This window comes from Frigoribacterium sp. CFBP 8751, assembly GCF_014841545.1.
GTDB lineage: Bacteria > Actinomycetota > Actinomycetes > Actinomycetales > Microbacteriaceae > Frigoribacterium.
Genome location: NZ_JACYUB010000001.1, coordinates 808,250 through 828,635, shown reverse-complemented (window position 1 = coordinate 828,635; position 20,386 = coordinate 808,250). Strand labels below are relative to the sequence as shown.

Genomic DNA, 20,386 nt, shown 5'->3' with positions numbered 1-20,386 from the left:
GGCCGGGCGCCTGTCCGCCTGCCCGCCTGCCCGCCTGCCCGCCTGCCCGACGTTCGCCTCCGGTCGCACCGCCGACTGAACGTCGCACCGCCGATGTGCGCGGTGCGACGTCCAGACGGCGGTGCCATCGGCGGCAGGTGGGCGAGGGCAGGAGGGCCGTCGCATCCGCCGCGCTCACTAGGGTGAGGACATGACGCGCGCTCAGCTCATGGTCCCGTACCGGTTCGCCTTCGCCGCGCTCGCCCTCGTGGCCGTCGCCGCCCAGTTCGCGGACACCCTCGAGAACGACTACAGCGTCGTCAACTTCTTCTCGTTCTTCACGAACCTCAGCAACCTGTTCGCCGTCGTGGTCTTCGTCGTCGGCGGCGTCCGCACCCTGCGTCGTCGCCCCGGCAGCCGAGCCTGGGACGTCGTCCGGCTCGTCTCGGTGGTGAACATGGTGTTCGTCGGCCTCGTCTTCAACGTGTTGTTGACCGAGGTGGCCGGGGGCGTCCTGCCCTGGGTCAACGTCGTCGTGCACATGGTGATGCCCGTCGCCGTGCTGGTCGACTGGCTCGTGCTGCCCGCCGGTCGCCGCCTGCCCTGGTCCGCGGCGGCGACGGGGCTCGTCGTGCCCGTGCTCTACAGCGTGTACTCGCTCGTCCGTGGGGCCGTCACGTCGTTCTACCCGTACCCCTTCTACGACCCGGAGGCGCTGGGCGGCTACGGTCCCGTGGCGCTCTACATGGTCGTGCTGCTCGTCGCACTCGCCGTGCTGTCGGTGGCCCTGGTCGGTCTGGCGCGCCTTGCCGGCCGCTTCTGGAAGCAGCGCTCGCGCCGCTGACGCGACCCGCGCCTCCTGCGCTCGGCTCAGCGGTAGTGCTGCTCGCCGCGGGCCGCCGCCGCGACCACGTCGCGGATGCGCGCCGCACGGGTCTCGGGCCGCTTGAGCGAGGCCAGCCGGAAGTACACCCGGAACCGCTCGGTCTTCGTCAGCGACGCGAAGTGGGCGGCCGCCGCCGGGTCGGCGTCGAGAGCGGCCTGCAGGTCGTCCGGAGGCGCGGCGTCCTTCTGTCGATAGGCGGCGTCCCAGCGCCCGTCGGCCTTCGCCCGGTCGACCTCGGCCTGCCCCGCCGGGGTCATGAGCCCCTCGGCGACGAGGCGGGCGACGTGCTCGCGGTTCACCTGGGACCACGGGCTGTCCTTCCGCCGCGGTTGGAAGGCGGTGAGCGTGAAGTCGTCGTCGAGCCGACTGGTCTGACCGTCGATCCAGCCGTGGCAGAGGGCGACGTCGAGCGCCTCGGACCAGGTCATGCCCGGCCTCGTCGACCGCACCTTGCGGAGCGTCAGCCGCACCCCGCCCACGTCGGGGTCGCCCTCGAGGTACTCGCGCCACTGCTCGACCGTCACGTCCAGCACGGGCTTGTCCGCGAAGCTGACCATGCCGCGACCCTACCGACTCGGACCGACCCGCATCCGCCCCGCGGCCGACACCGTCCCGTCCCCCGGACGACCACGCCCCCGTCCCCCGGTCGACGCGCCCCTCAGCGCCCCTCCCCTAGCCTGGCGGGATGGACCTCATCGGGTGGATCACCGACGTCGGCTCGTCGTTGCCGACCCCGCTCGTCTGGGCCCTGGGCGCCCTGTTCTCGTTCACCGAGTCGGGGCTCGGCCTCGGCGTCTTCGTGCCGGGCGAGACGATCGTGCTGCTGCTCGCCGCGACCTTCGACAGCCCCTGGCCGGCGGTCGCGTTCTTCGTCTCCGTGGCGATCGGCGGCTCGCTCGGCGACCACGTCGGCTACCTGCTCGGTCGCCGCTTCGGCACGGGGTTCCGCGACACGCGCATCATCCGCCGGATCGGCGTCGACAGCTGGGACCGTGCCGTCGCCGTCCTCGAGCGGCGAGGGGCGGCCGCGGTGTTCCTCACCCGCCTCGTGCCGGTGGCCCGCACCCTGACGCCGGCGGCCGCCGGCGTCGCGAAGGTGCCCTACCGGTCGTTCCTGCCCGCGTCGCTCGGCGGGGCGCTGACCTGGGCCGCCGTCTACGTCGGCATCGGGTTCCTGCTGCGGTCCTCGCTCGAGGCGGCGCAGGAGTACCTCGGGCAGTTCTCGTCGTGGGCCCTGATCGGCGCCGCGCTGATCGTCGCGATCGTGTTCGTCGTGCGGCTCGTGCGCCGGCGTCGGGCGGCACCCGCCGACGACGCGGACGGCACCGTCGACGAGACGGTCGCCGCCGACGACGCGGAGGCCCGCGACGCCGAGGCCCGCGACGACGCTGAGACCCCCGACGACGCAGCGGACGCGGAGGCCCGGGTCGACGACCGCGGGCCCGTCGCGTCCGCCGTCCACGCGGCCGGGCACGCCGTGGCCGATCCCGTCGTCGCGGGGGCGTCCGCCTCGGGCGAGTTCGTCGCGGAGCACCTGTCGTCCCGTCGGCTCGGCGCCCTGCGCCACCGCCTCTTCGAGGTGGACGACTGGCGGACCGTGCCCAACGCGATCACGGCTGCGCGCCTCCTGCTGTTGCCGGTCTTCGCCGGCCTGCTGATCGCCGAGCTCTGGTGGCCGGCCCTCGTCGTGATCGCGGTCGTGTTCGCGACCGACTGGCTCGACGGGTTCCTGGCCCGGCGCACCGACTCCGTCTCGGTGCTCGGGTCGTGGCTCGACCCCGTGGCCGACCGGTTGACCGTGGTCGTCGTCGCCGTGGCGTTCGCGACGGCCGACGTCTTCGGCTGGCAGGAGGCCGTGCTGCTGATGGTGCCCGACGTGCTGCTCGCGATCGGCGCCGTGCTCGCGTTCCGCGGCGACCCCGCGTTGCCGGTCTGGTGGGCCGGGCGGCTGCGCACCGGGCTGTGCTTCGTCGGCCTCGCGGTGCTGCTGCTCGGGGTGGCGCTCGACGGCCCCGAGTGGACGGCCGTGATCGGCGTCGGGTACCTGGTCTTCCTGGTCGGGCTGGTGTTCCACTACGTGTCGGCGGTGCACTACGCACGGGTGATGCTCGTCCGGTGGCAGCGAGCCATCGCCGAGCGTCCGGTCTGACGTCGGGCCGGCTCGACATCGGACCGGGTCGACCGACCTGGCACCGTCAGAGTCCGAACAGCAGCCGCAGTCCGAGGGCCACCATGACGACGGCGATCACCGCGTCGAGCGCCCGCCAGGCGACCGGCTTCGCGAACAGGGGACGCAGGAGGCGCGCGCCGAACCCCAGCGCCGAGAACCACACGAGACTCCCCGCGATCGCTCCGGCTGCGAACCACCAGCGCAGGTCGGGCGGCTGGTGGTTCGCGACCGAGCCGAGGAAGACGATCGTGTCGAGGTAGGTGTGGGGGTTGAGCCAGGTGAAGGCGAGGGCACCGAGGACGGCCGGGACGACCCGGGCGGGCGAGTCGGCGCGCCCGGCAGCCGGTGGGCGGGGGCCCTGCGCGACGGGTGGGGCTCCGTCGGCCGGCACCGCGCCTCCTGCGGTGACGCCGACTCGAGCCGACTCCGGCGCGACGTCGACCGTCAGCGCGCCGACCGGGCGGATCGCCCGCTTCGCGGCGAAGGCGCCGTAGACCAGCAGGAACCCGGCCCCGACGAGCTGGACGACGACCACCGCCTGCGGTGCCGCCTCGACGAGCGCCCCGACCCCGGCCACCCCGGCGCTGATCAGCACGGCGTCGCTCACGGCGCAGACCACGACGACCGGCACCACGACACGGGTCACGGCCTGGAGCCCGACGCGGAGCACGTAGGCGTTCTGGGCACCGATCGCGACGATCAGGGCGAGGCTCGTGCCGAAGCCGAACAGGACGGCGGGAAGCACGGTCGCGAAGGTCATGCCGCCACGCTAGGGCCGCCCCGAGCATCGCGCCAACTCATGTTCGCAATGGTGCATAAGCTCTGCTCATGGCCCGTTTCGCACTCGACCAGCTGGACACCCTGCGCACGATCGTCGACGAAGGCACCTTCGAGGCGGCCGCGCGACGCCTGCACGTGACGCAGTCCGCCGTGTCGCAGCGCATCAAGCAGCTCGAGCGTGCGGCGGGGCAGGTGCTGCTGCGGCGCACCACGCCGGTCACCACGACCGACGCCGGTGACGTGTTGCTGCGTCACGCCCGCCAGGTCGACCTGCTCACCTCGGACGCGCTCGCGCGGCTCGGCGGGGGTGGGCTCGAAGGAGGCGACGGCGCCGACCGCGCCTCCGACGATCCCGTCCCCACGACCCTGCCGATCGCCGTCAACGCCGACTCGACGGCGACCTGGTTCCTCGATGCGTTGGCCGCCGTTCCGCCGACCGTGCCGGTGGTGTTCGACCTGCGCCGAGCCGACCAGCAGCACACGGCCGAGCTGCTGCGCTCGGGGGACGTGCTCGCCGCCGTCACCGCGACCCGGGAGCCCGTGCAGGGCTGCAGCTCGGAGCCGCTCGGCGTCATGCGGTACCGAGCCGTCGCGAGCCCCGGGTTCGTCGAGCGGTGGCTGGGCGGCGGGCCGGACGGTCTCGGGCGCACGGGCGCGACGAGCTCGGGCGCCACGTCGGGTGCGGGCAGCACGCCGGACGCCTCCGACCACGGGAAGCTCGACCGCGCCCCGATGGTGGTCTTCGACCGCACGGACGACCTGCAGCACGACTTCGTGCGACGCCTCACGGGCCGTGAGCCGCTCGCGCCCCGGCACCACGTGCCCGCGTCGGCCGACTTCGCCCGGGCCGTCGTGCTCGGCCTCGGCTGGGGCATGCTCCCCGAGGCCCAGGCTGGCCCCGAACTCGACGCCGGGCGCCTGGTCGAGCTGGCCGCCGCCGACCCGGTCGACGTGCCGCTCTTCTGGCAGCGCTGGACCCTCGCCTCACCCCTCCTCGACGCCGTCACCGACGCCGTCCGCGCCACCGCCCGACACGCCCTGCACCCCTGACGTCGGCCCGCCTGACGCCCTGCCCCGCCCGACGCCCTGCCTCGCCGGTCGAGTGGTCGCGAATCGTCCTTCGCGCGCCCCCGAAGGACGATTCGCGACCAGTCGACGACCGACCAGTCGACGACCCGACCCGACGGACGACGGGAGGCGCGGTGCCGACCGGCACCGCGCCTCCTGTTCTCGAGCGACCTGCGCCCGGCGACCGACGACCTACAGCGTCGCGAGCGCCTCGTTCAGCGTGCGCGACGGGCGCATCACGGCCTCGGTCTTGGCGGCGTCGGGGTGGTAGTAGCCCCCGATGTCGACGGCCGTGCCCTGGGGTGCGATCAGCTCGGCGACGATCGCCTCTTCGGACCCGCCGAGGGTGGCGGCCAGCCCGGCGAAGGCAGCGGCCAGTTCGGCGTCGTCGGTCTGGGCGGCGAGCTCGTCGGCCCAGTACTTGGCCAGGTAGAAGTGGCTGCCGCGGTTGTCGATCGAGCCGAGCTTGCGGCCGGGCGACTTGTTCTCGTCGAGGAAGGTGCCCGTGGCGCGGTCGAGCGTGTCGGCGAGGATCTGTGCCCGCGCGTTGTCGGTCGACGTCGCGAGGTGCTCGAAGCTGACGGCGAGGGCGAGGAACTCGCCCAGGCTGTCCCAGCGCAGGTAGTCCTGCTCGACGAGCTGCGAGACGTGCTTCGGAGCCGAGCCGCCGGCACCCGTCTCGAACAGGCCGCCGCCGTTGATCAGCGGCACGACCGAGAGCATCTTGGCCGAGGTGCCGAGCTCCATGATGGGGAACAGGTCGGTCAGGTAGTCGCGCAGCACGTTGCCGGTGACCGAGATGGTGTCGTCGCCGCGGCGGATGCGCTCGAGCGAGAACGCCATCGCGTCGACGGGCGAGAGGATCTCGATCTGCAGGCCCTCGGTGTCGTGCTCGGCGAGGTAGGTGCGGACGAGCCCGATCAGGGTGGCGTCGTGGGCACGGGTCTCGTCGAGCCAGAACACGGCGGGCGTCTGGCTGGCGCGCGCACGGGAGACCGCGAGCTTGACCCAGTCGCGGATCGGGACGTCCTTCGTCTGGCAGGCGCGCCAGATGTCGCCCGTGGCGACCTCGTGCTCGATCAGCGTCTCGCCCGCCTGGTTCACGACGCGGACGGTGCCGTCGCCGGGCACCTCGAAGGTCTTGTCGTGCGAGCCGTACTCTTCGGCGGCCTGGGCCATGAGGCCGACGTTCGGCACCGAGCCCATGGTGGCGGGGTCGAAGGCGCCGTTCGCGCGGCAGTCGTCGAGCACGGCCTGGTAGATGCCGGCGTAGCTCGAGTCGGGGATGACCGCGAGGGTGTCGTGCTCGCCGCCGTCGGGGCCCCACATGTGACCCGAGGTACGGATCATGGCGGGCATCGACGCGTCGACGATGACGTCGCTCGGCACGTGCAGGTTCGTGACGCCCTTGTCGGAGTCGACCATGGCCAGGTCGGGCCCGTCGGCGATGCCCTGGTCGAAGGCGGCCTTGATCTCGTCGCCGTTCGGCAGCGCCGCGAGGCCCTGCAGGATGCCGTTGAGGCCGTTCGCGGGGTCGAGCCCGGCAGCCTTCAGGTCGGCGCCGAACTGCTCGAACACCCGCGGGAAGAACGCGCGGATCACGTGACCGAAGAGGATCGGGTCGCTGATCTTCATCATCGTGGCCTTGAGGTGCACCGAGAACAGGACGCCCTCGGCCTCGGCCCGGGCGATCTGGGCGGCGAGGAACTCGTGCAGCGCGGCGACGTGCAGCACGGTGCCGTCGACGACCTCGCCGGCCAGCACGGGGATCGACTCGCGCAGCACGCGGGTCTCGCCGTCGGCGCCGACGAACTCGATGCGCAGGGTGTCGTCGGCCGGGATGACGACGGTCTTCTCGTTCGAACGGAAGTCGTCGACGCCCATGGTCGCGACGTTCGTCTTCGAGTCGGCCGTCCAGGCGCCCATGCGGTGCGGGTGCTTGCGGGCGTAGTTCTTGACCGACAGGGGGGCGCGGCGGTCGCTGTTGCCCTCGCGCAGCACGGGGTTGACCGCGCTGCCCTTGACCTTGTCGTAGCGGGCCTTGACGTCGCGCTCGGCATCGGTCGACGGCGAGTCGGGGTAGTCGGGGAGGTCGTAGCCCTGCGACCGGAGTTCTGCCACCGCGGCCTTGAGCTGCGGCATCGAGGCCGAGATGTTCGGCAGCTTGATGATGTTGGCCTCGGGCGTCTTCGCCAGGGCCCCCAGCTCGGCGAGGGCGTCGCCCTGGCGCTGCTCGTCGGTGAGGCGCTCGGGGAACTGGCTGATGATGCGGGCCGCCAGCGAGATGTCGCGGGTCTCGACGTCGACCCCCGCGGTCTTGGCGTAGGCCTGGATGATGGGCAGGAACGAGTAGGTCGCCAGCATCGGCGCCTCGTCGGTCAGCGTGTAGATGATCTTCGCCATGCGGCAGGTGCTCCCTCGTTGTCGGGCATGCGTGTGCTCGGTGGTGCTGCCTCTACGCTACCGCGCAGAAGTCTCTCGACATGAAGATACATGCCTCATCTGGACGGCTCCCGCAGGCCGCACCCTGGGGACGAGTCGTCGAGATGTCACGACGTGCCCGCAGGGCAGGAGGTGCGGATCGGCCCGGCAGCCGGGCGTCGCGTTCGTCGAGCGCAGGCCACCCAGGGATGCAGGCAGCACGGCACCGCAGCTCCGACCGCCATGAGAAGACATCCAACCCCCCTTGCTGCGCCTTCCGAGCTGATGCAGCACCAGCCCACGCAACCTGAGCCCGCCGACTTCGATCCCGACGCGCCCGCCGGGGCGAGACCCGAGGCCGCGCACGTCGATACCACTCGGACGGTGACACGGCCCGAAGTTTCCACAGGTGCATCTTTGCCCTTGCATCCGCAATGACAGAGGAGACATATTGGTGACGCGGGCGAGCACGAGGCCCGGCGCGATCGCGAATCTGCTGACGGCTTGGGAACTCTGGAATTACTTCCACTGATCCGTTACGGGGGCGGGGCCCTCAGGGCCCCGCCCCCGTAACCTCACATCACGAAGGGAAGAAGTCCTGTTGTCTGCCCCGCACGAGTCCGCCCATGCCACCCGCGCCCGGATCACCGCCTTGTCCGGCCTGGCCGTTTCGCTCTCCCTCCTGACCTGCTTCGCGATGATGGAGCACTGGCCCGCGCCATTCATCCCGTTGGCCGGCGGCGTCTGGTTTCTCAGCCTGGCGACTCGACGATCGCCCAGAGGACCGCAACCGATCGCGGCGTTCTTCCTCGTGTCCGCGTGCGCTGTGACGTCCATCCTCATCCTCGCCGCTCGCGCGTGAACGTCGTGGTCCGCGAAAGCGCGGCAGTCGCGGTCCGCAACCTGACCAAGACCTACGGGCGACGGGTCGTCGTCGCCGACGTGAGCTTCGAAGCCGGAGCGGGCCGGGTGACGGCTTTGCTCGGGCCGAACGGGGCAGGCAAGTCGACGACGCTGCGGGCAATGCTCGGGCTGGTCCGCCCGACGAGCGGCACCGCGCTCTTCGATGGCCTGCCCTTCGCTGAGATCGAGCGGCCGGGTCGCGTCGTCGGTGTCCTGCTCGACGCGAGCGCGGGCCACGGTGGACGCACCGTCTACGAGACAGCTCGCCTCGCAGCACTGGCGATCGGCGTCTCGTCGCATCGTGTCGAAGCGTGTCTCGGTCTCGTCGGCTTGTCGAGTGTGGGCGACCGCCGGGTTGGTTCGCTGAGTCTCGGCATGCGTCAGCGTCTCGGCCTCGCCGTCGCCTTGCTGGGCGAGCCGACGACGCTGATCCTCGATGAGCCGGGCAACGGCCTCGACCCCGAGGGGCTCCGCTGGTTGAACGACTTCGTCGTCGCTTTCGCCCGGGGCGGTGGCGGCGTCCTGCTGTCGAGCCACCACCTCGGGGACATCGAGACGATCGCCGACGACGTCGTCATCCTCGACCGCGGCCGCGTCGTCCACGCCGGGCCGGCGCGAGCCGCCGGCCTGACGAACGTCGCCTTCGCCAGCACGGATGACGACCGGCTAGTTCGAGCCCTCGTCGACGACGAGGTGACGGTCGGCCGAGGGCGGGATGCCACGACGCGCCTCACCGCCGCGACCACGGCCGATCACGTCGGACGCCTCTCGGTGACCCTTGGCATCCCGCTGACCCATCTGTCCGAGTCGCGTCAGTCACTCGAGTCGTTCTTTCTCGACCAGACCTCGGGCGAACATGCAGCCCGCCCGTCCACGGCACAGGGGCTCCTGAGGGGGACGTCACCGCTCGTGCCCGTTCACGCGCCCACGGCCACGTCCACTCCGAAAGCGACCTCATGACCCCGTGGCCCGTCCTCTTGCTCATCGAGGTCATGAAGGCGACTGATACCCGGGCTGCCCGAGGGCTCTTCGCCGCCATCGCACTTCTCGGCGTCGGCGCGGTCGCTCTGTCCCAGGCCTCCGACGCGTCGCTCGAAACCTTCGTGAGCAGCGTCGGCATCCCACTCACGGTCCTTCTTCCCGTCGTCGCCGTGCTCGCGGTGACGGGCGACTGGAACGGGCGGTCCGCCCTCGCGACGTTCACTCAGACGCCGCGGCGACTCCTCGTCCTCACAGCACGCCTCGTCGCCATCGTCGGACTCGTCCTCGGCGTCGCCCTCGTCACGGCCGCCGCTGCGGCACTCGCGTTCGTGGTTCTGCACCCCGACCTGCTGGCGACCACCGACTGGTGGGCGGTGACGACGGCCGCCGGCGGAGTCGTCGCCCTCGCAGTAGCAGCGGCCCTGACCGGCACGGCCGTCGGATCGCTGCTGCTGAACACACCCCTGGCCATCGTCGTCACCATGCTGCTGCCGCTCACCTTCGACATCACGGCTGCGCTCCTCGTCCCGACCGCGGCCCCGTGGATCTCGACGCTCGCCTTCGCGGCCTGGCTCGCCCAACCACACCCGGGCTGGGCGGACGGCCCCGGCGACATCCCCGGCGCCGGGCAGGCCCTCACCTCCCTGCTGCTCTGGGTGGTGCTGCCGCTCGGGCTCGGCTGGTGGCGCCAGCTGCGGCGCGACGTCTCGTGAGGCCCGCCGAGATGTCACGACATGCCGCTCACGTGCAAAGCCGAGCGGCATGTCGTGACATCTCGACCAACGACTCAGGCACAGGTGACGAGAAAGGCGGCGATGCAGCGCACGGCCTCGACCAGCACCCCGGGGTCGCACGCGAGCCCCAAAAGGGCGTGACCCGCGCCTCCCGGGCGGGAGGCGAGAGCCGGAGGCGAGGGCCGGAGGCGAGGGCCGCGTCGAGTGCGACGCGAGCCACGGCGATCAGGACGACGTCGGAGCCGTCACCGAGCCCGACCGGTCGGAGGTCGAGCCACGCGAGCTCGTCGCCGGGCGCCACATCGCGGCGGGCGTCGCACCCGGCAGCCCGCGGATCGGCCCCAGCTCGACGAAGCCCATGCGCCGGTAGAGCGCCCGGTTCCGCTCGGTGGACGACTCGAGGTAGGCGGCCTCACCGCGCTCGTCGACGGTCGCGAGGCGGTGTTCGATCAGCGAGGTGCCGACGCCGAGCCCTCGGGCCGCGTCGCCGACCGCGATCTCACCGAGGTACCAGTGGGGCAGCCGCGGGCGGGGCGCCGCCAGGGTCGCTTGGTGCCGGACAGCCGGCACGAGCCCGCCGAGCCCGAGCGCCCGCAGGTACCGCGGCAGCTGCCCGAGCTGCGCCGACGACACCGGCAGGCGCAGCGGCGACGACGGTCGGGCGAGCGGCGCCTCCCAGACGGCCGCCCCCACGACGTCCCCGTCGTCGTCCGTGACGGCGATGTCGACCGCGCGACGGCCCGCCGGGATCGAGCGCATCATCGCCGCGAAGAGGTCGACCAGGCGGGCATGACGCCGCCGCCCGCGCGGGACGAACCCGAGCATCACGGGATCGTCGCGAAACCCCTCGGCGAGCACGGCGGCGGCCGCGTCCAGCTGATCCGGGCGGGCGGCGGTGATGGTCACGTCGGGCACGATGCTCCTCGAATGATTCGTCAAAACTGATGAATTCATCAGTCGTGACAGAATGTAGCCAGACATCCCGCCAGACACGTGAGAGGCCCCTGTGAAACCGGACGACGAGGAGGCGCGGGTCGACCCCTCGAGGACGTTCCGCCGCACGCGCGAGACGCGTCGCAAGCTGGTCGAGGCCGGCGTCGCCCTGCTCCGACGGGCCGACTACGCCGCCGTCCCCGTCGCCGAGATCACGCAGCTGGCGGACGTCGGCCTCGGCACCTTCTACAACCACTTCGCGGGCAAGGACGAGCTCTTCGACGAGGCCGTGCAGAGCGTGCTGAACGCGCAGACCGAACGGATGGCAGCATTCGCACACGCGGACGACTCCCCCGTGACGACGGCGGCGATCGCGATGCACGTGGTGCTCGGCCTGGCGCAGAGCGACCCGGCCGTGGCCGTGGTCGTCGCGCGCAACGGGTTGCGTCTGCTCGACGCCGAGGCGGCGCTGGTGCCGCAGGCGCGGGCGCTCGTGCACGCCGGGCAGGCCGCGGGGTCGTTCGCCGAGCTGGACGTCGACCTGGCACTGTCCCTGGTCGGCGGCAGCCTCCTCGGCGGGCTGCACACCTGGTGGTCGAGCCCTCAGCTCGTCACCCCCGAGTGGACGGTCGAGCTGGTCGCCCGCGTGCTCGTCGCCCTGGGGTGCGACCTCGGGGACGCGCACCGCGCCTCCTCGTCCGGTCTCGACCGGGTGACCGGGCGCGACGCGGGCTGACGCACCGAGCCGAGCCGCGCCGGGCCGCGCCCGACGTCCGGCCATCGGCGAAGATGGTCCGGTGACCACTCCGGCGCCCGCGACGAGCATCGAACCCCGCCCCTACGACCACCCCGACGTGCAGCAGCTCGTCGAGGGACTGCAAGAGCTGTACGTCGAGATCTACGGCGGGCGCGACGACAGCCCGATCGACCGTTCCGAGTTCGAGCTGCCGAGGGGCACGTTCGCCGTGGCCTACGAGGCCGGCGAGCCCGTGGCCCTCGGAGCCTGGCGCCTGCTGCCCGACGGACGGGCCGAGCTGAAGCGGATGTACGTGCGGCCCGACCGACGCGGGCACGGCCTGTCCCGGCTCGTGCTGCACTGGCTCGAACGGTCGGCCGCACACGCCGGCGTCACCGAGATGGTGATCGAGACCAACGTGGCCCACGACACCGCGATCCGCCTCTACGAGTCGGCGGGCTACCGGCCGATCGCGCCCTACGGCCACTACGCGGGCGACGAGGGCACGGTGTCGCTCGGCCGCACCCTGGTGGACGAGACCGCGGGGGGCACCGCGTGACGAGCGCCCCCGTCCGGACGCAGAGGAGGCGCGGTGCCGGGATCACCGACGCCGCGCCTCCTCGGATCATCGCTACTCGACGGTGATCGACTGGGCCTTCATCGCGGCCACGGTCTTCTCCTGGCCCGATTTCAAGGCGTCGAGGAGGGTGCCGTCACCCGAGGCGGCCGCCCCGAAGCCGTCCGAGATGTCGCTGTAGGTCTGCGTCATCGTCGGGCCCCACGTGAAGGGCTGGATGTTCTCGGCGGCCTTCGCGAAGTCCTCGTAGATGGCCTGGTCGCCGTAGAACTCGACGCCCGAGGTCAGGGCCGGCAGGTCGGCACCGGTCGTGGAGGCCGGGTAGAGGTTGGCCTCCTTGTTCAGCGCCTCGAGCGACTCGGTCGAGGTGTTCAGCCACACGAGGAACTTCGACGCCTCGGCGGGGTGCTCGCTGCCCTTGAAGACGACGTTCGACGATCCGCCCCAGGCGGCCGACGCGGACTCGCCGTCCTTCCACTGCGGCATGGGCGCGACGGCCCACTTGCCCGACGTGTCGGGGGCGCCGCTCGAGATGGTGTTGGCACCCCAGACGGCCGAGACCCAGGTCCAGTCCTGGTCGGTGTTGTACGCGTTGTTCCACTCGTCGGTGAAGCTCGGCAGGGTCGTGACGAGGTCCTTCGAGATGAGGTCCTGCCAGTAGTCGGCGACCTTGGTCGACGCCTCGTCGCCCATGTCGACCTTCCAGGTGCCGTCCGCGGTGTCGAACCACTGGCCACCGGCCTGCGAGACCAGACCGGCGAACTGGTTCACGTCGCCCTTGGCGAAGTTGGTGATGCTGCCGCCCAGTTCTTTGATCTTCACGGCGTCCTCGGCGTACTGCTCCCACGTGGTGGGGACGTCGAGGCCGGCCTGCTCGAAGAGGTCCTTGCGGTAGTACAGAGCCATGGGGCCGGAGTCCTGCGGGATCGCGTAGACGGAGTCGTCCTCGCCGAAGGTGACCTGGTTCCAGAGGCCGTCGGAGTAGTCGGCCTTCGCGGCGGAGACGCCGTCGCACGAGGCGATGTTCGCCAGGCCGTCCTGCACGCGGAAGGCGGGCAGGGTGTCGTACTCGACCTGGCCGATGTCGGGGGCGTTGCCGGCCTGCAGCTGGTTGAAGAAGTTCTGGTAGGTGCCGCTGTTGCCGTTCGGCACGATCGAGACCTTGACCTGGATGTCGGGGTTCTCCTCGTTCCAGAGGGCGACGACCTTGTCCATGTTCGGCACCCAGGTCGTGAAGTTCAGCGTGACCTTGCCGGAGGACGCCTCGCACGAGGCGGAGTCGCGGGAGGCGCCGTCCGAGCCGCTGCCGGAGCTGCAACCGGCGAGGGCCATGGTCGAGACCACGGCGGCCGCCGCGATCGTGAGTACTCGGGATGTCTTCATCTGGTGTCCAATCGGGGTGCGGAGCCGGAGGGGCCGGCCACGGGAGGGAACGACGTCGTTGCCTTGCGGAGAGGAGGTCGAGGAGGTGCGGGTCGGTGGATCAGGACGGGAGCGGCGGAACGGAACGGCCGGGGCCGCGGGTTCGGCTACTTGAGGCCGCCGGACCCCAGGCCGCTGCGCCAGAAGCGCTGCAGGCTGAGGAAGGCGACGAGCAGGGGGACGATCGAGACCAGCGCGCCGACGAGCACGAGAGTGCGCAGTTCGGGGTACTGGCTCACGTTGGAGTTCCAGGTGTAGAGGCCGAGGGTCACCGGGAAGAGCTCCTGGGACCGCAGCATCACGAGCGGCAGGAAGAAGTTGTTCCAGATCGCCACGAACTGGAACAGGAACACCGTCACGAGGGCGGGCGACATCAGCCGGATCGCCACGGTGAAGAACGTGCGCAGTTCGCTCGAGCCGTCGATGCGGGCGGCCTCGACGATCTCGTCGGGGACGCTCGACGCCGCGTAGATGCGGCTGAGGTACACGCCGAACGGGCTCACGATGCTGGGCAGGAAGACCGCCCAGAAGGTGTCCGTCAGTTCGACCTTGCTGAAGATCAGGAACAGCGGCAGAGCCAGGGCCGTCGCCGGCACGAGCACGCCACCCAGGAAGATGTTGAACAGCGCCTCACGACCCCAGAAGCGGTACTTCGCCAGGGCGTAGCCGCACATCGCCGACAGGATCGTGCCGAGCGCGCCGGCGACCGTCGCGTAGACGATGCTGTTGAGCATCCACCGCGGGAAGATGCCGTCGTTGTACGTGAACAGCCGGCCGACGTTGCCGACGAAGTCCTGCGCCGACGTCGGCGAGAACCACAGGGCGGCGCTCGAGTTGAAGTTGTCGAGCGTCTTGGTCGACGACACCAGCAGCCAGAAGATCGGCACGAGGAAGTACAGCGTGAAGGCGCCCATGATGACCATGGCGGCCGTTCGCGACATCACGCTCTCGCGGGGGCCCCCGCCGCGTCGACGAGCAGGGGTCGTCGCGTCGTCGAACGACTGGGCGGGACGGATGGGGGCGTCGACGGTCACTGGTCGGCCTTCCGCTGGGTCAACCGGAGGAACCCGATCGAGAGGATGAACGTGGCGACCGCGAGGACGACGCTGAAGGCCGCCGCGAGGTTGAAGTTGGGCACCGAGGACGTCGAGTAGACGAGCATGTTCGGCGTGAAGGTCGACGAGATGGTCGACGTGAACTGGCGGAAGACCAGCGGTTCGGTCAACAGCTGCAGGGTGCCGATGACCGAGAAGACGGCGGTCAGCACGATCGCCGGGACGACCAGGGGGATCTTGATCGCGACGGCGATGCGCCACTGCGAGGCCCCGTCGAGGCGGGCCGCCTCGTAGATCTCGGTGGGGATCGCGAGGAGCGACGAGTAGATGATCAGCATGTTGTAGCCGACGAACACCCAGGTGACGACGTTGGCCACCGCCCAGAGCACCGTGCCGCCGTCGAGGAGGCCCGCTCGCGACGTGACGGCGGAGAACGGCGAGAGGCTCGGTGAGTAGAGGTAGCCCCACATGATCGCCGCGATGACGCCCGGCACGGCGTAGGGCGCGAAGAACGCGAGACGGAAGAAGCGCTTGCCGCGCAGCAGGGGCGAGTCGAGCAGCAGGGCGAAGAGCAGCGCGAGCAGGAGCATCACCGGGACCTGGACGACGCCGAAGAGCAGCACGCGGCCGATGGACGACCAGAACTCGGTGTTCTGGAAGACCAACGCGTACTGCGAGAGGCCGCCGAAGACCTGCGTCGGGGCACCGAAGGTGCCCTCCCGTTCGACCTTCTGCAGCGACTGGAAGACGGCGTAGAGGATGGGCGTCAGGTAGAACGCCGCGAAGAGCGCCGCGAAGGGGACGATGAAGATCGCGATCGCCTTGCGGTACCGGAACGGCTTCCGCGGTTTCGTCGGACGCGGGGACGGCGGGGCGACGACGGCGGGCTCGGCAGCAGTCTGGGTCACACGGGGCCTCGGCTTCTTCGGCGGGTGTCCTTCACGAACGGCCGGAGGCCCTTCGACGGCGAAGGTTCACAGGGTTTCTGTGATCGTTCCCAGACGATGGCCCGAAGGATCGGGTGGCACTTTCTGGGAACGTTCACAGAGCTAAGCCCACGGCCGCCGGTTTGTCAAAGCGGAGGGGCCGACCGTGATCGTACGGTTACCCGACCGGCCGTCCCTCCGTCACCTCTCCGGGAACGATCCCGAGCGTCCCGGGCTCCGCTAGGGTGACCGACATGCCCGGTCCGAGATCTCCGCGTCGGCGTGCCACGATCCACGACGTGGCCGCCGAGGCCGGCATCTCGCGGGGCACCGTGTCGCGCGTGCTGAACAACGAGCCCTACGTCTCGCACCAGGCGCGCGAGGCCGTCGAGGCCGCCGTGGCCAAGGTGGGTTACGTCCGCAACGCGGCCGCGCGCAACCTCGTCACCCAGCGGTCGCGCGCGATCGCGCTGATCGTCCACGAGCCCCATTCGGTCGTGCTCGACGACCCGAACATCGGCAACATCCTGATCGGCACCAACGCCGTCCTGTCGCAGGCCGACCACCAACTCGTCACGCTGATGATCGACTCCCAGCGCGACAGCGACCGCGTGGTCGAGTACCTGCGCGGGGGCTTCGTCGACGGGGCCATCATCCTGTCCGCCCGGACCGGCGACCCCATCTCGCAGGCCGTCGCCGAGCTCGGGCTGGCGGCCTCGTTCGTCGGCCACCCGAGCGACGCTCCCGACATCCCGTTCATCGGCATCGACAACCAGGCCGCCGCCGAGGCGATCGTGCGCCGACTCGTGTCGACGGGGCGCACCCGGGTGGGCATGCTCGCCTCGGGACTCGACCGCGACTCGGGCGAAGACCGCCTCGCCGGCTTCCGCGCCGCGCTAGGCGACCTCTACGACCCGGACCTCGTGGTGCGCAACCCCTTCTACAGCTACTCGGCCGGCGTCGACGGCATGACCGAGCTGCTCGAACGGGACCCTCGGGTCGACGGGGTCTTCGCGGCGTCGGACGCCGTCGCCGCCGGGGCCCTCGACGTCCTCCACCGGCGCGGGATCTCGGTGCCCGGCGACCTCGGCATCGTCGGATTCGACGACAGCTCGTGGGCGCTGCGCTGCACGCCACCCCTCTCGACCGTGCGCCAGCCCGCCGAGGAGTTGGGCCGGCGGGCCGCCCGCCAGGTCCTCGACCAGCTCGGCGGCACCGACGAGACGCACACCGCCCTCTTGCTGCCGACCGAGATCATGTGGCGCGAGAGCGCCTGACCGGCCCCCGGCGCCACACGGGGAGGCACGACTCGACCAGCCCGGACCACGTCCGTCAGCGCAACGCGGCCGCGAATGCCCGCAGCGCCGTGACCACCTGACGCCGCGCCTCCTGGTCGAGGCCCTGCGTCATCGTGTCCTCGACGCCCCGCACGGCGGCACTCGCCGTCGCCAGTTGCCGGCGGCCCGCCGCCGTCAACTCGGTCGGCAACGCCCGCCCCGACGGCGCCCGGTCGGCCCGCCGCACGAGCCCGTCGCGCTCGAGCGACTGCAGCAGCACGTTCATGGACTGCCGCGTGACGAAGGCGCCTCGGGCGAGCTCGGAGTTGGACAGCCCGGGGCGCTGGGCCAGCAGTTCGAAGCACGAGTAGTGCGTGATGGTCATGCCGAGCGGACGCAGCTCGGCCTCCATGGCGGCACGCAGGGCGCTCGAGGCCTCCTTCAGCAGGTAGCCCACCGAGGTCTCGAGGTCGATGGTCGACGCAGCTTGACTCATGTCAGTATTCTGACATAGGTCTGCTGTGTCAGTCAACTGACATCATCCGCCACGACACGAGAGCAGGCACCATGACCGCCACCGGCCCCGACTTCATCTCCCTCCAGGTCCGCGACGTCGAGCGCTCGGCCGCGTTCTACGAAGAGCACCTCGGCCTCACCCGTCAGGACGGCCCGCCGCACGCGGTCGTCTTCGCCACGACGCCGATCGCGTTCGCCGTGCGCGGCCCGCTGCCCGGCGTCGACCTCGACGCGGCCCCGCTCGGTCGCGGAGTCGGCCTCTGGCTGCTCGCCCCCGACGCACAGGCCATCCACGACGCCCTGGTCGCCGCCGACGTCGAGATCGCCACCCCGCCGGTCGACGGCCCCTTCGGCCGCACCTTCACCTTCGTCGACCCCGACGGCTACCAGGTCACCCTGCACGACCGCGCGTGACGCCCGGTGCCTCCGGCCGAGGCCCCGGACGAGGAGGCGCGGCGCACGGCCGCCTCGGAGGTCACGTCGGCCGGTCAGGTCGGTCGGACGGGCCGTCCGTTCGGGTCGTCCGTTCGGACCCGATCCGCGGACCGGACGGTCGATGTGCCGGGAGGGGCGGTCGCGAGACGCTGGAACCGTCCCCGCACCGAACACGAAGGAACTCGCATGCGCCTCCCCCGCACCACTCTCGTCACCCTCGCCGCCCTCGCCGTCGCCGTCACGGCCGGCTGCACCTCGACGTCCTCGCCGAGCCCGGACTCCACGACCGCCCGACTCGCCTCGACGGTCACCGAGGGTTCCGTCGTCCAGGCGCAGAGGCTGAGCTCGTCCGAGGCGATGAAGGCCGCGTCCGCCGCTCTCGCCGCCGCCGAAGCGGACGGAACGGGTTTCGTCAGCGTCTCGGTCGTCGACCGGAACGGCCAGCTCCAGGCCTTCGTCCGGGGCGAGAACGCCGCGGCCCACACCCTCGACGCCTCTCGCGAGAAGGCCTACACGGCCGCCGCGTTCGGTGCCGCCACGTCCGAGCTCGCCGAGCGGGCCAGCGGCGACGGTGTCGGGCTGCGCGACCTCGACGGCACCCTCTTCCTCGCAGGAGGCGTCCCGGTCAAGGCCGGCGAGTCCTCGATCGGGGGCATCGGCGTCGGCGGCGCCCCCTCGGGCGACAAGGACCAGGAGTACGCCCAGGCTGGGCTCGACGCGATCGCCGAATGAGGCGCGAGGCCCCGCTCAGGTGAGCTCGATGACGCCGCGGCGGGTCGCTTCCGCGACCGCCGCGGCGCGGCCGTCCACGCCGAGCTTGGCGAAGACGCGGACCAGGTGGGTCTTGACCGTCGACTCGCTGAGGTAGAGCCGTTCGGCGATGGCTCGGTTCGTCAGTCCGGCGCCGAGGAGTTCGAGCACCTCCCCCTCGCGCGGCGTCAGCGTCTCGTCGGGACGCTGCACCCGGTCGAGCATCCGACCGGCGACGGCGTGGGAGAACACCGCCGTCCCGGCGGCGACCGACCGCACGGCCGCCGCGAGCTCGTCCGACGACGCGTCCTTGAGCAGGTATCCGGTGGCACCGGCGGCCAGGGCCCGCGTGATCGCCAGATCGGTGCCCGAGGCCGTGAAGACCAGGACCCGCGTGGAGCCGACGAGGTCGGGGATGACTTCCCCGCCGTCGCGCTGACCGAGACCCAGGTCGAGCAGCACGACGTCGGGAGCGGCGTCCTGGACGAGCCGCGTGACCGAGACGGGGCTGCCGGTGGTGCCGACGACGTCGATGTCCTCGTACGACGCGAGGACCGCCGCGACTCCGGCCCGGAGGACCGGGTGGTCGTCGACGATCACGACGCGGATCACGACTCCACCCACGGCACGACCACCTCGACGACCGTGCCGCGCGCATCGGACCTGATCGTGAGCGCACCGCCCACCGCCGCGAGGCGTCGCCGCATGATCGAGAGCCCGTGCCCACCGTCGGGCCCGCCGGGTCGCATGGCGTGGGGATCGAAGCCGACTCCGTCGTCGCTGACCCGCAGCACGACCCCGTGCTCGTCGTACCGGAGCTCGAGCGCGATGCAGGTGGCCCTCGCATGTCGCTCGGCGTTGCCGAGTGCCCCCTGGGCCGCCCTCAGCACCGTGAGGGACGACGCGGCAGGAAGCGCTCGCGGCTCTCCGATCACCTCGCAGGTGGCCCCCACCCGAGCGGCCGCCTCGGCGAGCTCGCCCTCGAACCCGGCCGCCGCCTCCTGACCCGACCCCGACTCGAGTTCGTGGACGAGCGCCCGGGTGTCCGAGACCGCGACCCGGAGCGCCCGGCGCGCGTCCTCCGCGTGCCTCCCCTCGCCCGTGCGTTCGGCGGCGTCGGCGAGGAAGAGGGCACCAGCGACGGACTGCACCACCGTGTCGTGCAGCTCGGCGGCGAGATGACGTCGGGCCTCGAGCCGGTCGGCACGTCGCTCGGCCGCCGAGACCAGGGCGCGCGCGGCCGTCAGCTCGCGGACCGTGCGGGCACGGGCGTCGAGCGCGGACCGGGCGAGTGCCACCGCGAGCAGGAAGACGAGGCCTGCGAGCGCACAGCCCAGCACGAGCCCGACGTCGTCGCGCGAGCCTGCCAGGCGCGGTACCGACACGACGACGGCCGAGACCGCCGCGCCTCCGGAGATCGTCGCGACGACGACGGGAGTCGTCACCTGGAGGAGGACGACCAGCGGGACGACGCTCCAGGCCGTGCTGGGCGCGAACAGGACGAGAGCGACCGTGCCGAGCGCGAGGCCGGCCAGGGCCGGTGGCGGGCACGGCTTCCGCGCGGGGGTCAGGGTGAGCGCCGCCGCCGTGACGGCCAGGAGCGCCCCCAGGACCACGACGACGAGGTGGTCCGCATCGGCGGCGTGACGGTCGTGGTAGCGGACCGTGCCGACGGCGGTGGTAACGGAGAACGCCGCCGCGGCCGGCACGATCGGGCGTCTCTCGAGGCGACGTCTCGTCCGGGCGACCAGGTCGCCCGCCGGGTGGGGCGTGGACTCTGCCCGCCCGTCCCGAACCGCCGTCGGGAGTTGACGCAGGATGGGACGGTTCGTCATCC

21 protein-coding genes are annotated in these 20,386 nt (G+C 71.6%); 11 read left to right on the top strand and 10 right to left on the bottom strand.

What is annotated here, in order from left to right:
- The first annotated feature begins 190 nt into the window (after positions 1–190).
- The gene (locus IFT88_RS04040) at positions 191–823 is read left to right on the top strand and encodes a Pr6Pr family membrane protein (RefSeq protein ID WP_043593278.1); all 633 of its coding nucleotides are present in this window, start codon (positions 191–193) and stop codon (positions 821–823) included.
- A gap of 26 nt (positions 824–849) precedes the next feature.
- On the opposite strand, the gene IFT88_RS04035 is transcribed toward IFT88_RS04040, so the two are convergent.
- A complete protein-coding gene (locus IFT88_RS04035; protein WP_043595401.1) occupies positions 850–1,422 on the bottom strand; it encodes a YdeI/OmpD-associated family protein in 573 nt (190 codons plus the stop codon).
- 128 nt (positions 1,423–1,550) lie between these two features.
- Between IFT88_RS04035 and IFT88_RS04030 the strand changes: the two genes are divergently transcribed.
- Positions 1,551–3,014 carry a CDP-alcohol phosphatidyltransferase family protein gene (locus IFT88_RS04030; protein ID WP_192119001.1) on the top strand — a complete coding sequence of 488 codons (1,464 nt, stop codon included), beginning with the start codon at positions 1,551–1,553 and terminating at the stop codon, positions 3,012–3,014.
- A 46-nt stretch (positions 3,015–3,060) separates the two neighbouring features.
- On the opposite strand, the gene IFT88_RS04025 is transcribed toward IFT88_RS04030, so the two are convergent.
- On the bottom strand, positions 3,061–3,795 hold the full coding sequence (locus IFT88_RS04025) for a LysE/ArgO family amino acid transporter (RefSeq protein WP_192118999.1): 735 nt from the start codon (positions 3,793–3,795) through the stop codon (positions 3,061–3,063).
- Between the two features lie 68 nt (positions 3,796–3,863).
- Between IFT88_RS04025 and IFT88_RS04020 the strand changes: the two genes are divergently transcribed.
- On the top strand, positions 3,864–4,865 hold the full coding sequence (locus IFT88_RS04020) for a LysR family transcriptional regulator ArgP (protein WP_192118997.1): 1,002 nt from the start codon (positions 3,864–3,866) through the stop codon (positions 4,863–4,865).
- 210 nt (positions 4,866–5,075) lie between these two features.
- On the opposite strand, the gene IFT88_RS04015 is transcribed toward IFT88_RS04020, so the two are convergent.
- Positions 5,076–7,286 (bottom strand): NADP-dependent isocitrate dehydrogenase, encoded by a 2,211-nt coding sequence (locus IFT88_RS04015; RefSeq protein ID WP_192118995.1) that lies wholly within the window; start codon positions 7,284–7,286, stop codon positions 5,076–5,078.
- A 619-nt stretch (positions 7,287–7,905) separates the two neighbouring features.
- Here IFT88_RS04015 and IFT88_RS04010 point away from each other — a divergent pair.
- Genes IFT88_RS04010 through IFT88_RS04000 form a run of 3 tightly spaced genes read left to right on the top strand, consistent with a single transcriptional unit; the run spans position 7,906 to position 9,901 of the window.
- The gene (locus IFT88_RS04010; protein ID WP_137846708.1) at positions 7,906–8,166 is read left to right on the top strand and encodes a hypothetical protein; all 261 of its coding nucleotides are present in this window, start codon (positions 7,906–7,908) and stop codon (positions 8,164–8,166) included.
- Positions 8,167–8,171: 5 nt separating this feature from the next.
- On the top strand, positions 8,172–9,167 hold the full coding sequence (locus IFT88_RS04005) for an ATP-binding cassette domain-containing protein (RefSeq protein WP_192118993.1): 996 nt from the start codon (positions 8,172–8,174) through the stop codon (positions 9,165–9,167).
- Positions 9,164–9,901 (top strand): hypothetical protein, encoded by a 738-nt coding sequence (locus IFT88_RS04000; RefSeq protein WP_192118991.1) that lies wholly within the window; start codon positions 9,164–9,166, stop codon positions 9,899–9,901. Before IFT88_RS04005 ends, IFT88_RS04000 begins: the two co-directional genes overlap by 4 nt.
- Positions 9,902–10,147: 246 nt before the next feature.
- Here IFT88_RS04000 and IFT88_RS03995 read toward each other — a convergent pair whose 3' ends face one another.
- Positions 10,148–10,837 (bottom strand): GNAT family N-acetyltransferase, encoded by a 690-nt coding sequence (locus tag IFT88_RS03995; protein WP_342212062.1) that lies wholly within the window; start codon positions 10,835–10,837, stop codon positions 10,148–10,150.
- Positions 10,838–10,928: 91 nt separating this feature from the next.
- On the opposite strand from IFT88_RS03995, the gene IFT88_RS03990 reads away from it, so the two are divergent.
- Entirely contained in the window at positions 10,929–11,591 is a 663-nt protein-coding gene (locus IFT88_RS03990) for a TetR family transcriptional regulator (protein WP_192118987.1), read from the top strand.
- 61 nt (positions 11,592–11,652) lie between these two features.
- Positions 11,653–12,150, top strand: coding sequence for a GNAT family N-acetyltransferase (locus IFT88_RS03985; protein WP_199858876.1), 498 nt, complete (start codon positions 11,653–11,655; stop codon positions 12,148–12,150).
- A gap of 72 nt (positions 12,151–12,222) precedes the next feature.
- On the opposite strand, the gene IFT88_RS03980 is transcribed toward IFT88_RS03985, so the two are convergent.
- From IFT88_RS03980 to IFT88_RS03970, 3 genes are all read right to left on the bottom strand, one after another.
- Complete coding sequence (locus IFT88_RS03980; protein ID WP_192118985.1) at positions 12,223–13,551, bottom strand: ABC transporter substrate-binding protein; 1,329 nt, start codon at positions 13,549–13,551, stop codon at positions 12,223–12,225.
- A gap of 146 nt (positions 13,552–13,697) precedes the next feature.
- The gene (locus tag IFT88_RS03975) at positions 13,698–14,531 is read right to left on the bottom strand and encodes a carbohydrate ABC transporter permease (protein WP_043596471.1); all 834 of its coding nucleotides are present in this window, start codon (positions 14,529–14,531) and stop codon (positions 13,698–13,700) included.
- An 89-nt stretch (positions 14,532–14,620) separates the two neighbouring features.
- Entirely contained in the window at positions 14,621–15,553 is a 933-nt protein-coding gene (locus IFT88_RS03970; protein WP_192118983.1) for an ABC transporter permease subunit, read from the bottom strand.
- Positions 15,554–15,825: 272 nt separating this feature from the next.
- Between IFT88_RS03970 and IFT88_RS03965 the strand changes: the two genes are divergently transcribed.
- A complete protein-coding gene (locus IFT88_RS03965) occupies positions 15,826–16,848 on the top strand; it encodes a LacI family DNA-binding transcriptional regulator (protein WP_043593549.1) in 1,023 nt (340 codons plus the stop codon).
- A 55-nt stretch (positions 16,849–16,903) separates the two neighbouring features.
- Here IFT88_RS03965 and IFT88_RS03960 read toward each other — a convergent pair whose 3' ends face one another.
- A complete protein-coding gene (locus IFT88_RS03960) occupies positions 16,904–17,344 on the bottom strand; it encodes a MarR family winged helix-turn-helix transcriptional regulator (protein ID WP_192118981.1) in 441 nt (146 codons plus the stop codon).
- A gap of 71 nt (positions 17,345–17,415) precedes the next feature.
- Between IFT88_RS03960 and IFT88_RS03955 the strand changes: the two genes are divergently transcribed.
- Both IFT88_RS03955 and IFT88_RS03950 read left to right on the top strand, forming a co-directional pair.
- Positions 17,416–17,778 (top strand): VOC family protein, encoded by a 363-nt coding sequence (locus IFT88_RS03955; RefSeq protein WP_192118979.1) that lies wholly within the window; start codon positions 17,416–17,418, stop codon positions 17,776–17,778.
- A gap of 207 nt (positions 17,779–17,985) precedes the next feature.
- On the top strand, positions 17,986–18,531 hold the full coding sequence (locus IFT88_RS03950; protein WP_137846717.1) for a heme-binding protein: 546 nt from the start codon (positions 17,986–17,988) through the stop codon (positions 18,529–18,531).
- 15 nt (positions 18,532–18,546) lie between these two features.
- On the opposite strand, the gene IFT88_RS17580 is transcribed toward IFT88_RS03950, so the two are convergent.
- Positions 18,547–19,161 (bottom strand): response regulator, encoded by a 615-nt coding sequence (locus tag IFT88_RS17580; RefSeq protein WP_192118977.1) that lies wholly within the window; start codon positions 19,159–19,161, stop codon positions 18,547–18,549.
- Positions 19,158–20,384 carry a sensor histidine kinase gene (locus IFT88_RS17005; protein ID WP_192118975.1) on the bottom strand — a complete coding sequence of 409 codons (1,227 nt, stop codon included), beginning with the start codon at positions 20,382–20,384 and terminating at the stop codon, positions 19,158–19,160. Before IFT88_RS17005 ends, IFT88_RS17580 begins: the two co-directional genes overlap by 4 nt.
- Positions 20,385–20,386 lie beyond the last annotated feature (2 nt).